12 protein-coding genes are annotated in these 10,541 nt (G+C 66.6%); 9 read left to right on the top strand and 3 right to left on the bottom strand.

Going from position 1 to position 10,541, the window contains the following annotated elements:
- Position 1 precedes the first annotated feature (1 nt).
- The 6 genes from Q0C81_RS10005 (at position 2) to Q0C81_RS09980 (ending at position 5,044) form a co-directional block, all read left to right on the top strand.
- On the top strand, positions 2-208 hold the full coding sequence (locus Q0C81_RS10005; RefSeq protein ID WP_291837061.1) for a DUF1467 family protein: 207 nt from the start codon (positions 2-4) through the stop codon (positions 206-208).
- A gap of 9 nt (positions 209-217) precedes the next feature.
- A complete protein-coding gene (locus Q0C81_RS10000; RefSeq protein WP_291837059.1) occupies positions 218-556 on the top strand; it encodes a DUF3088 family protein in 339 nt (112 codons plus the stop codon).
- Between the two features lie 95 nt (positions 557-651).
- Positions 652-1,662, top strand: a complete 1,011-nt coding sequence (locus tag Q0C81_RS09995; RefSeq protein WP_291837057.1) for an acyltransferase — start codon at positions 652-654, stop codon at positions 1,660-1,662.
- Between the two features lie 61 nt (positions 1,663-1,723).
- Complete coding sequence (proS, locus tag Q0C81_RS09990) at positions 1,724-3,040, top strand: proline--tRNA ligase (protein WP_291837055.1); 1,317 nt, start codon at positions 1,724-1,726, stop codon at positions 3,038-3,040.
- A complete protein-coding gene (locus Q0C81_RS09985) occupies positions 3,037-4,341 on the top strand; it encodes a lipoprotein-releasing ABC transporter permease subunit (protein WP_291837053.1) in 1,305 nt (434 codons plus the stop codon). The genes proS and Q0C81_RS09985 overlap by 4 nt, the downstream gene beginning before the upstream one ends.
- Complete coding sequence (locus Q0C81_RS09980; protein ID WP_291837051.1) at positions 4,334-5,044, top strand: ABC transporter ATP-binding protein; 711 nt, start codon at positions 4,334-4,336, stop codon at positions 5,042-5,044. The genes Q0C81_RS09985 and Q0C81_RS09980 overlap by 8 nt, the downstream gene beginning before the upstream one ends.
- A 99-nt stretch (positions 5,045-5,143) precedes the next feature.
- Here Q0C81_RS09980 and Q0C81_RS09975 read toward each other — a convergent pair whose 3' ends face one another.
- Positions 5,144-5,260 (bottom strand): hypothetical protein, encoded by a 117-nt coding sequence (locus Q0C81_RS09975; protein WP_291837049.1) that lies wholly within the window; start codon positions 5,258-5,260, stop codon positions 5,144-5,146.
- Between the two features lie 160 nt (positions 5,261-5,420).
- Positions 5,421-5,810, bottom strand: coding sequence for a hypothetical protein (locus Q0C81_RS09970; RefSeq protein WP_291837047.1), 390 nt, complete (start codon positions 5,808-5,810; stop codon positions 5,421-5,423).
- Positions 5,811-6,030: 220 nt separating this feature from the next.
- On the opposite strand from Q0C81_RS09970, the gene Q0C81_RS09965 reads away from it, so the two are divergent.
- Complete coding sequence (locus Q0C81_RS09965; protein ID WP_291837045.1) at positions 6,031-6,693, top strand: response regulator; 663 nt, start codon at positions 6,031-6,033, stop codon at positions 6,691-6,693.
- A 103-nt stretch (positions 6,694-6,796) separates the two neighbouring features.
- On the opposite strand, the gene Q0C81_RS09960 is transcribed toward Q0C81_RS09965, so the two are convergent.
- A complete protein-coding gene (locus Q0C81_RS09960; RefSeq protein ID WP_291837043.1) occupies positions 6,797-7,642 on the bottom strand; it encodes a DUF3800 domain-containing protein in 846 nt (281 codons plus the stop codon).
- A gap of 203 nt (positions 7,643-7,845) precedes the next feature.
- Here Q0C81_RS09960 and Q0C81_RS09955 point away from each other — a divergent pair, with 203 nt between their 5' ends.
- Together Q0C81_RS09955 and dnaE are read left to right on the top strand one after the other, a co-directional pair.
- On the top strand, positions 7,846-7,941 hold the full coding sequence (locus Q0C81_RS09955; RefSeq protein WP_291837041.1) for a cell division inhibitor SidA: 96 nt from the start codon (positions 7,846-7,848) through the stop codon (positions 7,939-7,941).
- Between the two features lie 242 nt (positions 7,942-8,183).
- The coding region (gene dnaE / locus Q0C81_RS09950) for a DNA polymerase III subunit alpha (RefSeq protein WP_291837039.1) at positions 8,184-10,541 on the top strand (2,358 nt) is incomplete at its 3' end.

Below are 10,541 nucleotides of genomic sequence, written 5' to 3'. Positions count from 1 at the left end.
CGTGCTGTTCGCCGTCCTGCCGATCGGCATGAACCAGCAGGCCCAGGAGAAGCCGACCGACGGCAGCCAGTGGGGCGCGCCGGCCAATCCGCACCTGAAGAAGAAATTCATCACCACCACCTGGGTCGCGGCCATCGTCTGGCTGGTCATCCTGCTGCTGGTCTTCATCGGCTGGATGCCCCTGCCGAACCTGGCGCCGCCGGTCTAGAGGCCGGGAATGACCGACCGCCTCTACCTATTGAACCCCGGCTGGCATGACGACGCCGGCGGCCCCTGGTACTGCCCGGCGGGCGCGATCGTCGAGGGCGTGCTGTCCTTCTATCCGGCCCTGCGCGAGCAGCTGGAAATCAGATACCTGGACCACCCGCGCCCGCGTCCGGCCGTGATCGCCGAGGTCGGGGAGGACCACCAGTCCTGTCCGCTGCTGGTGCTAGACCAGACCTTCGACTGGCCCGAGGCGAACACCAGCGCGGCCACCGGCCGCCGCTTCCTGCAGGACGAGGCCATCATCCCCTATCTGGCGGCGCGTTACGGCATCGGCCTGCCGCACCCCTAGATTGCCCTGCACCGCGCTTTAACCCTTGCCGGTTACATCCCTCGCCGATGGGGGCGGATGAGATCACGCGGGCGGAGGCGCCCAAGAGCCATTTCATGGCCCTGGACGGCCTGCGCGGCGTCGCCGCCTTCGCCGTCCTGGCCCTGCACCTGCCGCCGCTCGACCGGCTGGTCCCTCACGCCTATCTGGCGGTCGATCTGTTCTTCATCATGTCCGGCTTCGTCGTGGCCCACGCCTATGAGCGTCGGCTGCTGGACGGCTGGAGCGTCGGCGCCTTCATTCGCACGCGGATCGTCCGGCTCTGGCCGCTGTACCTGCTGGGCACGGCGATCGGCGCGGCGGTGTTCGCCAGCGTCGCCACCGGCCTCGACGGCTTCGCCGCCCTGGCCGTGCTCATCGCCGCCGCGGTCCTGATGATCCCGCTGCCGCTGGGCGCCGACGTGCAGATCTTCAATCTGAACCGGCCCGCCTGGTCGCTGTTCTTCGAGATGGTCGCCAACATCCTCTATGCGATCTTCGCCCGGCGGCTCAGCGACCGCATCCTGACCATGCTGGTCGCCCTGGGCGCCATCGCCGTGGCCACGACCTTCCTGTCCGCCGACAGCGGCTCGCTGGGTCATCATGGCGCGTCCATGGCCGGAGGCGCGGCGCGCATCCTGTTCGCCTTCCCGCTGGGGGTCCTGCTGCACCGGATGTGGGCGGCCGGGCGGCTGACGCTGCGCTGGCCCGCCGCCGTGGCGTTCGGCCTGTTCGTGGCCGTGATGCTGCTGCCGGACGTGGCCGGCTGGAACGGCCTGATCGACGCCGCCGCCGTCCTGCTGGTCCTGCCCCTGGTCACCGTCGCGGCGATCACCGCCCGCCTGTCGCCCCGCGCGAGCCGGGCCGCCGCCGTCCTCGCCCTGATGTCCTATCCGCTCTACATCCTGCACGGGCCGATCGTGATGGGCTTCGGCCAGATGCTGGGCGAGAGGCCGCTGGCCTCGGGGCTCGGGGGAACCGTCAGCCTGGTCGCCGCATTTGTCGCGGCGCGCTGGTTCGACGGACCGGCGCGCCGGTTGTTGGCGCGGGTGTTGACGCAAAGACAGGCCGCGACCACGACCGCCTAGCTTTCGCCCCTCTGACCCGGCTAAAGCTCCTGTCCCACGCCCGTCTTGCCGGATTCTCCCCATGCGCCTGTCGCGCTACTTCCTGCCCACGCTGAAAGAGGCGCCTTCGGACGCCCAGATCGTCTCCCACCAGCTGATGCTGCGCGCCGGCCTGATCAAACAGGAAGCGGCGGGCATCTACGCCTGGCTGCCGCTGGGCCTGCGGGTGCTGCGCAAGATCGAGCAGATCGTCCGCGAGGAGCAGGAGCGGGCAGGGGCCGTCGAACTGCTGATGCCGACGCTGCAACTGGCTGACCTGTGGCGCGAATCGGGGCGGTACGACGCCTACGGCCCGGAGATGCTGCGCATCACCGACCGTCATGAGCGCGAGCTGCTGTACGGACCGACCAACGAGGAGATGGTCACCGACATCTTCCGCAGCTTCGTGAAGAGCTACAAGGCGCTGCCGCTGAACCTCTTCCACATCCAGTGGAAGTTCCGCGACGAGCGCCGTCCGCGCTTCGGCGTGATGCGCGGCCGCGAGTTCCTGATGAAGGACGCCTATTCCTTCGACCTGGACGAGGCCTCGGCCCGCATCGCCTACAAGCGGATGTTCGCCGCCTATCTGAACACCTTCTCGCGTCTGGGCCTGAAGGCGGTGCCGATGCGCGCCGACACCGGCCCCATCGGCGGCGACCTGAGCCACGAGTTCATCGTCCTGGCCGACACCGGCGAGAGCGAGGTCTTCTGCGACCGCAAGCTGGTCGAGATGGATGCGCCGGGCCACAACCTCAGCGTCGAGCAGCTGGAAGGCGTCTTCGACGCCCGCACGGCCCTGTACGCCGCGACCGAGGAAATGCACGACGCCGCCGCGTTCGAGGCCCAGACCGCCGAGGGCGACCGCCTGTCGGCGCGGGGTATCGAGGTCGGCCACATCTTCTACTTCGGCACCAAATACTCGGCCCCGATGAAGGCCAAGGTCGCCGGGCCGGACGGCCAGGACACCGAGGTCCACATGGGCAGCTACGGCGTCGGCGTGTCGCGTCTGCTGGGCGCCATCATCGAGGCCAGCCACGACGCCGGCGGCATCATCTGGCCGGACTCGGTCGCGCCGTTCGACGTGATGGTGATCAACCTGCGCGCCGGCGATGAAGCCGTCTCGGCCGCCTGCGAAGAGGCCGTGGCCAGGCTGGAAGGCCTGGGCAAGGACGTCCTCTACGACGACACCGACGAGCGCCCGGGCGGCAAGTTCGCCACCGCGGACCTGATCGGCGTGCCGTGGCAGCTGACCATCGGGCCCAAGGGCCTGGCCGATGGCGTGGTCGAGCTGAAGCGCCGCGCGACCGGCGAGAAGATCTCCGTGCCGCTGGACGAAGCGATCGCGAGGCTTGTCGGATGACGAACGCCGCGCCGGCAGTGAAGCCGACGAAGCCCGCCGGTCCCTTCTCCGCCTGGGAGCTGGGGCTGGCGGCGCGCTACCTGCGGGCCAAGCGCAAGGAGGGCGGCATCGCCCTGATCGCGATCATCTCCTACGTCGCCATCGCCCTGGCGGTCATGGCCCTGATCGTGGTGATGAGCATCATGGCCGGCTTCCGCGCCGAGCTGCTGGACCGGATGCTGTCCTTCAACGGCCATATGTACGTCACCGGCGACATCCTGCAGTCGCCCGACCGCGACGCCGCCGTGACGCGGCTGAAGACCGTGCCCGGCGTGACCTACGTCACCCCCATGACCAACGACCAGAGCATCGTCCGCGCCGGCGGGGCGACCACGGGCGCCATCGTCCGCGGCATCTCCAAGGGCGATCTGGCGTCGATGGAGTACGTCAACTCCAGCCTTGACGACCGCGCGAAACAGACCTTCGGCGTCGGCGCCTACGGCGGCGACAACGTCCTGATCGGCAAGGCCCTGGCCGAGGGGCTGGGCCTGCGCGTCGGCGACCCCATCACCCTTTATTCCCCGACCGGCGCCTCGAGCGCCTTCGGCAGCCTGGGCGGACTGGAGAAGACCTATCGCGTCGGCGGCGTGTTCAGCTCGGGCACCGCCGATTTCGACCAGGCCTTCATCTTCATGCCGCTCGAACAGGCCCAGATCTTCTACGGCAAGGAAGGCCGCTGGGACGTGATCGAGCTCAAGATCGACAAGCCCGACCGGGTCGAGGCCATGCGCATCCCTGTGCAACGCGCCGCCGGCCCCCGCGCCATGGTCACCGACTGGCGCGACCGCCTGGCCGCCTTCTGGGGCGCGCTGAAGGTCGAACGGGTGGCGATGAGCATCATCCTGGGCCTCGTCGTCGCCATCGCCGCGCTGAACATCATCTCCGGCATCGTCATGCTGGTGAAGAACAAGACGCGCGACATCGCCATCCTGCGCACCGTGGGCGCCAGCCAGTCGTCCATGCTGCGGATCTTCTTCGTCGCCGGCGCCATGATCGGCGTGGCGGGCACCCTGACCGGCCTGCTGCTGGGCCTGCTGTTCTGCCTGAACATCGGCGCCATCCAGCATTTCCTGGAATGGGTGTTCCAGACCCAGCTGTTCAACGCCGACGTCTACATGCTGGACGCCGTGCCCGCCCTCGTCGACCCGGTCGATGTCTTCTGGGTCACCGTCTGGTCCTTCTTCATGAGCTGCGTGGCGGGCCTGATCCCGTCCTGGCAGGCCGCCAAGCTCGATCCGGTCGAGGCGCTTCGCTATGAGTAAGGTTGCGGCTCCCGTCCTTTCTGTCCGCGGGCTGACCCGCACCTATGACACCGCCACCGGCGGCCTGACCGTGCTGCGCGGCGTGGATCTGGACATCATGCCGGGCGAGATCGTCGGCCTGATCGGGCCCTCGGGCTCGGGCAAGTCGTCGCTGCTGCACGCCGCCGGCCTGCTGGAGAAGCCGACCGAGGGCGAGGTCCGCATCGACGGGGAGGCCGTCGCCGACCTCAGCGACCACGACCGCACCCGCATCCGGCTGGACCGCATCGGCTTCGTCTACCAGTTCCACCACCTGCTGCCCGAGTTCGACGCCCGGGACAACGTGGCCCTGCCGCTGCGTATCGCCGGGCACAAGCTGGCCGTCGCCCGCGCCCGCGCCGAGGAGCTTCTGGTCGCCCTGGGCCTGTCCGAGCGCCTGACGCACCAGCCGTCCCAGCTGTCGGGCGGCGAGCGTCAGCGCGTCGCCGTGGCCCGCGCCCTGGCCAACCGTCCGCGCCTGCTGCTGGCCGACGAGCCGACCGGCAACCTGGACCCCGCCACCAGCCAGACGGTGTTCGAGGCTCTGCACGACGTGGTCAAGCAGACCGGCGTCGCCGCCCTGATCGCCACCCACAACATGGAGCTGGCCGGCCATATGGACCGCGTCTTCGCCATCAAGGACGGGCATCTGGAAGAGCGCCCGGCCGAGAGCCACGAGTACTGAGGGGCGAGGCGGTAGGCAGCCTTCGGGCGCTCTGCCCCTACTGCCTACTGCCTACTGCCTACTGCCTACTGCCTACTGCCTACTGCCTACCGCCTGCTCTCACTTCTTCCCTGGCGGCTGGGTGAACGGCGAGCTGCCCACCGAGATCGGCGGCTTCGGCTTCTCGGCCTTCGGTTTGCGAACTTCCTTGTTGCTGCGTGCTTGACCTTTGGCCATGGCGGCGTTCCCGGGACGCCTGCCGCCGAAAAGGCGGATGACTGGCGGCGTCTCGACCGAGTCTACAGCCGTTCGGCGCCGACCACCCGTACAATCGGGCCAGGCCTCAGTTCAGGCGCAGGTCGGGGAATTCGGTCTCCGAGCGCCACGCCAGCTCCCCCTAGCAGGAGGCGGCCGTTTCGGCCTGCCGAAAGGCGGACCAGCTGAGCAGGCCCCGCAACCGCACCTGATCGGGGCTCGTGCGCGCCAGCTCCCGGTCGAGCCACTGGCCCTCCACGGGCATCAGCCGCACGCGCGAGGCGGTCGGGCCCGCGAACTCCCGGGCGACGATCGCGCGGCGCTCGATCACCCAATGCTCGCCGGGTCTGTGGCAGCAATCCAGCACCAGCAGCATGGCGTCGATGCAGGGCGTGGCCCCCTCGACCAGATGCAGGCCCCAGGTCTCGGACGCGGCGGTCGTCCCCGTCAGGCTGAACAGCCGCGTCGCTTCGATCTTGAGGTCCAGCAGGCGTTCGCCCTCGGCGTCCCGGCGGATCCGCCACCTGTACATCAGTCGTTCAAGGGCAGACATTGAGCGGGATTTCCGACGCCTTCCAGTCCGATTCCGAACGATCGGGCGATACAGACCGCCCCCACAGCGAGCAATTGCGTGAGACTACGAGGTTACGGCAGCGGACACGGCCCTCTAGTCTGGGCGGCGGTCGATGAGCAGCGACCCAAGCCTCCCTTTTCGGGCAGCCAGTAGAAGGTGCGACAGGATTCCCGATACTTTGTTCCCCGGCGGCAAACCTGATCGCGGCGAGCTCGTTCCCCCCGCCGCCAACCGGTCGCGCCAGACGGACGCGGCGGTCACCAGGGAAATCCTGGTCATCGACGACGACCCCGCGATCCTGCAGACCCTGCTGCTCCTGTTCCGGGAGTCGGGCTACGACCCGGTCGGTTTCTCCGATCCCCTGGACGCCCTGATGTGGGCGTCGGACGCCGACCCGACCTGCATCGTGGTCGACCTGAAGCTGCCGGGCGTCGAGGGCCTGGATCTGGTCGCCGCCTTCTGCGCGCTGGGCCGCCACGCCGTGGTGCTGATCAGCGCCTTCGTGGACGTGACGACCACGGTCGACGCCATGCGCCTTGGGGTCGACAACGTCATTCAGAAGCCGACCAATCCCGACGTCCTCATCGCGGCGGTGAAGCGCGGCCTGGAGGTGCTGAAGACGGCGCCCCGGCAGGAGCTGATGACGTTGACCCGGCGCGAGCGCCAGGTGGCGGAACTGATCGTCGCCGGCCGCACCACCAAACAGATCGCCCAGACCCTGTCCCTCAGCCCCCGGACGGTCGAGTTCTTCCGCGGCAGCCTGCTGCGCAAGACCCAGTCCACCAACTCCGCCGCCCTGGCCTCGACGCTGACCCTGCTCGGCTTCCACCCTCCGGGATGAGATCAAGCCCTTCTGGAACAGCCCTAGACCAGTCAGAATTGTTCCGGAAAGCTGTGCGCGATCTGAATATTGCCCAAAAACTAAACTTCGTTGAAGTCGTGACCTAATCGATAGAATCGTCAGACTTGGTCATGGAGAAATTCAAGGAAAGACTGAACTCATCGTGGGGAACTTGCTCGAATAGCTGGCTGCCCTGTGGGACCCGCTTAAGATACATGGAGCGGAGAACGTCAGCTATGTCGCGTTCTCGCACTTGAATATCGACAGCCGTCCGTTCTTTGCGGGGCCTGTATCCTGCCATATCTGATGGCTCGCCCCACTCAGGGGTGTCGTCCTTACGCCACTTCCGTACCCACCAAGCTTGAAAATCTGCGGCTTGGAGCGGGAGAAAGCGGCGATCATCCTCAAACCTGGGGGCAGCACCAATCAGTTGTCGGAGCCCTTCTCCACTGCCTTTGAAATAGCGATCCCACCCCGAAAGAATTTCAGATTTTTCAGACTGCTCATCAAAATAGAATTCAATCGGAAATTCAATTGGCAACTCTTCTTTCAGAATATCAATGCTGTCCGCTAGTGTATTTAGCAACGCCCTGAACGCCACCCTAAAAGGTTTGATCTCCGAAGGAAGTGGAAAAGACTGCCCTTTAACCTGAAAACGTGCGTTAGCCTTCTGGAGATCATCCAACTTTAGCCAACACGAGAGTGTAACAGGTATATGATCCTCAATCAGACGGAAGAATGGACCAATACGAGCCAGTCGCTCTTGGTTTTGCGCCATCTCCGACATTTTGAAGTGATACTGGCCGTCCTTGCTTAAAACGCCGTACTTCGGAAGGAGGCGTTCCCACTCGACCGCCAGCGCCGCCCACTGCTCCGCGCTAGCGATGTGGCCCGCGAGTACGTAGATGCTGTCATCCGCACTATCGTCAAGGAATGCTTGGAAGACCATCAGCGGCTGCGACCTACCGGCTGCCCCCGCTCTCTACCTGCGTCGATACGCAGTCGCCGGCAGGATGGCGCCACCAATTACCCAAGCTACGCCTTTCTCAGGGCGAGTCGAGTCATCAGGCAAGCCATAAAATCAACTATCACGCTTGACGTGAACGCAACAAGAACATAGAACATATCCGGAACATCAATCCGGAGGCTGTCATGGCGCGTTGGGTGAGGGAATCGTTGTCGCTGGCCTCGTGCGCCGGCTTCGTCTGGGTGGTCTGGCAGGTCGCTCTGGTGGTGCCGGCCGCCTGAGCCTGAGTGCGAACAGTGCGATTCTCCGGTTCAGCATTTTCAATGGTTTGAGCTCAGGTTTCGCACTCTTCGCACTGTATTTTTTTGGGCGCGAAACGCAGGTCTCCGACGCCGGGTCGGACCTGTCCACAAATGCTCCCCGGCGAGGCTTCGGCTCAGGTCGCTTTCCGGTGTTTCCGGCGGGTCGGATGTGAGACTCGGTTCAGGATGACGGACAGTCTGAAGAGCGGAGCGAAGACGCGGTGAGCGAAGCGTTGAACAGTCAGGGCTTCGTCCACCTGCGGGTCCGCTCGGCCTATTCGCTGCTGGAAGGCGCGATCAAGGCGGGCAAGGTTCCCAAGATGGCCGCCGACGCGGGCATGCCGGCCGTGGCCGTGGCCGACCGGGTCAATCTGTTCGGCGCGCTGGAGTTCAGCCAGGCGGCCAAGGACGCGGGCGTCCAGCCCATCGTGGCCTGCGCCCTGCCGGTCACCGGCATCGGCGGCCAGGTCGCCGAACGCTGGGCCAAGGTCCCGACCGTGGTCCTGATCGTCCAGAACGAGACCGGCTGGCTGAACCTGTGCCAGCTGTCATCCTCGGCCTTCCTCGACGCCGGGTCGATGGATGACCCGGGCGTGCCGTGGAACAAGGTGGTCGAGCATTCCGACGGCCTGCTCCTGCTGACCGGCGGCCCCGACGGCCCCGTCGATCCCCTGTTCGTGCAGGGCAAGGCGGGGGAGGGGAACGCCGCCCTCAACGAGATGTTCGCCACCTTCGGCGACCGCATGTACGTCGAGCTGCAGCGCCACGGCCTGGCCAGCGAGGCCCAGGGCGAGCGGGGCCTCGTCGCCTGGGCCTATGAGAACGACGTGCCGCTGGTCGCCACCAACGACGTCCACTACGCCAAGGCCTCCCAGGCCAAGAGCCACGACGCCCTGCTGTGCATCGCCGACGGCGCCTTCACCGGCCAGGAGGACCGCCGCCGCATCACCGGCGAGCACTGGTTCAAGACCGCCGCCGCCATGCGCGAGCTGTTCGCCGACCTGCCCGAGGCCTGCGACACCACGCTGGACATCGCCCGCCGCTGCGCCTTCCTGGTCACCACCCGCGCGCCGATCCTTCCCCGCTTCGACACCGGCGCGGGCCGCTCCGAGCCGGACGAACTGCTGCACCAGGCGCGCGAGGGGCTGAAGCAGCGCCTGACCGAGGTCACGCCCGCCTTCCCCGAGGAGGAGTACTGGACCCGGCTGGAGTGGGAGGTCGGGATCATCACCCAGATGGGCTTCCCCGGCTACTTCCTGATCGTGGCGGACTTCATCAAATGGGCCAAGACCCACGGCATTCCCGTGGGGCCTGGCCGGGGTTCCGGCGCCGGCTCGCTGGTCGCCTGGGCCCTGACCATCACCGATCTGGACCCCCTGCGGTTCGGCCTGCTGTTCGAGCGCTTCCTCAATCCGGAACGCGTCTCCATGCCCGACTTCGACATCGACTTCTGTCAGGAGCGGCGCGAGGAGGTCATCACCTATGTGCAGGAGCACTACGGCAAGGACCGGGTCGCCCAGATCATCACCTTCGGCACCCTTCAGGCCCGGGCCGTGCTGCGCGACGTCGGCCGGGTGCTGCAGATGCCCCTGGGCCAGGTCGACCGCCTGGCCAAGATGGTGCCGGCCAACCCGGCCAATCCGGTCACCCTGGCCCAGGCCATCGAGCTGGAACCGCGCCTGAAAGAGGCCCGCGACAGCGAGGCCTCGGTGCGCGCCCTGCTGGACACGGCGCTGGAGCTGGAGGGTTTGTACCGCAACGCCTCGACCCACGCCGCCGGCATCGTCATCGGCGACCGCCCCCTGACCGAGCTGGTGCCTCTGTATCAGGACCCGCGCTCGGACATCCCGGCCACCCAGTTCAACATGAAATGGGTCGAGCCGGCGGGTCTGGTGAAGTTCGACTTCCTGGGCCTGAAGACCCTGACGGTGCTGGATCGCGCCCACGGCTATCTGAAGCGCCGCGGCGCCGCGCCCGAATGGAACCAGCTGCCGCTGGACGACAAGCCGACCTATGAACTGATGGCCTCGGGCCAGACCGTCGGCGTGTTCCAGCTGGAATCCCAGGGCATGCGCGACACGCTGCGCAAGATGCGCTGCGGCTCCATCGAGGAGATCACCGCCCTGATCTCCCTCTATCGGCCGGGCCCGATGGAGATGATCGACACCTACATCGACCGGAAGTTCGGCCGCCAGGAAGTCGACTACCTGCACCCCTCGCTGCAGGAGACCCTGTCGGAGACCTACGGCGTCATCATCTACCAGGAACAGGTGATGAAGATCGCCCAGATCCTGGCCGGCTACTCCCTCGGAGAGGCGGACTTGCTGCGCCGCGCCATGGGCAAGAAGAAGAAGGAGGAGATGGACTTCCAGCGCGCCCGCTTCATCAAGGGCGCGTCCGAGAAGGGCGTCTCGGAGCAGCAGTCAGGCGGCATCTTCGATCTGGTGGCCAAGTTCGCGGGCTACGGCTTCAACAAGTCGCACGCCGCCGCCTATGCGCTGATCTCCTTCCAGACGGGCTGGCTGAAGGCCAACCACCCGGTCGAATTCATGGCCGCGTCCATGTCTCTCGATCTCAGC

It is taken from the genome of Brevundimonas sp. (assembly GCF_023259385.1).
Classification (GTDB): domain Bacteria; phylum Pseudomonadota; class Alphaproteobacteria; order Caulobacterales; family Caulobacteraceae; genus Brevundimonas.
This window is presented reverse-complemented; position numbering and strand designations above follow the sequence as displayed.

Coding starts and splice junctions, on each gene's coding strand:
- Q0C81_RS10000 (WP_291837059.1), top strand. CDS start 218: ATGACCGACCGCCTCTACCTATTGAACCCCGGCTGGCATGACGACGCC.
- Q0C81_RS09995 (WP_291837057.1), top strand. CDS start 652: ATGGCCCTGGACGGCCTGCGCGGCGTCGCCGCCTTCGCCGTCCTGGCC.
- proS (WP_291837055.1), top strand. CDS start 1,724: ATGCGCCTGTCGCGCTACTTCCTGCCCACGCTGAAAGAGGCGCCTTCG.
- Q0C81_RS09985 (WP_291837053.1), top strand. CDS start 3,037: ATGACGAACGCCGCGCCGGCAGTGAAGCCGACGAAGCCCGCCGGTCCC.
- Q0C81_RS09980 (WP_291837051.1), top strand. CDS start 4,334: ATGAGTAAGGTTGCGGCTCCCGTCCTTTCTGTCCGCGGGCTGACCCGC.
- Q0C81_RS09975 (WP_291837049.1), bottom strand. CDS start 5,260: ATGGCCAAAGGTCAAGCACGCAGCAACAAGGAAGTTCGCAAACCGAAG.
- Q0C81_RS09970 (WP_291837047.1), bottom strand. CDS start 5,810: ATGTACAGGTGGCGGATCCGCCGGGACGCCGAGGGCGAACGCCTGCTG.
- Q0C81_RS09960 (WP_291837043.1), bottom strand. CDS start 7,642: ATGGTCTTCCAAGCATTCCTTGACGATAGTGCGGATGACAGCATCTAC.
- Q0C81_RS09955 (WP_291837041.1), top strand. CDS start 7,846: ATGGCGCGTTGGGTGAGGGAATCGTTGTCGCTGGCCTCGTGCGCCGGC.